General features: G+C 40.6%; 1 protein-coding gene. It reads left to right on the forward strand.

The window, feature by feature from the left end; genetic code table 11:
• Positions 1 to 92: 92 nt before the first annotated feature.
• On the forward strand, positions 93 to 602 hold the full coding sequence (locus ACCI51_RS19430) for a DinB family protein (RefSeq protein WP_371845084.1): 510 nt from the start codon (positions 93 to 95) through the stop codon (positions 600 to 602).
• Positions 603 to 662 lie beyond the last annotated feature (60 nt).

The following is a 662-nucleotide window of genomic DNA, read 5'->3' on the forward strand; positions in this document are numbered from 1 at the left end:
CGGCCTAAATTCAATGCCAGGTCATTTTTTTGCCGCCTGCAGCGCAGGTTATCTTAGCGTTATGCATCTTAGGGATTACATCAGGTAGCAATATGGAATTGTTTGAAATAGTTAGGACTCTTACAAAATATAAGGCATGGGCAGATGAATTGACCTTTTCGGCTGTTAGTAAGCTTCCTGAAGGTGAAGCAATTAAGAAGCGACAAACACGTTTCGGAAATATGATACATACACTTAATCATGTCTACGTAATAGACGACATATTTAAGGCCCATCTTTTGGGTAATTCCCACGGATATACAGCGCGTAACACCGAAACCCATCCTTCACTTGAGCACCTATGGGAAATGCAGAACGCGATGGATAGTTGGTATGTAGAGTACGCTGAAAAAATATCAGAAAAATCCTTGTCTGAAATAGTTAATTTTCAATTCGTGGGTGGTGGTGAAGGAGCTATGTCACGTGCTGATATGATTATCCACGTGGTGAATCATTCAACTTACCACAGAGGATTTGTAGGGGATTTAATGTATCAGGTTCCAGCAACACCACCGGCCAATGATTTTCCTGTATTTTTGAGGGATATTCACGCGAATACATAACAAGTGACTATGGTTCTTCGTCAAGCTTTTAAGCCATATTTTCATCCCAGTATGTGTTGT

The sequence above is a fragment of the Microbulbifer echini genome (assembly GCF_041447225.1).
GTDB lineage: Bacteria > Pseudomonadota > Gammaproteobacteria > Pseudomonadales > Cellvibrionaceae > Microbulbifer > Microbulbifer echini.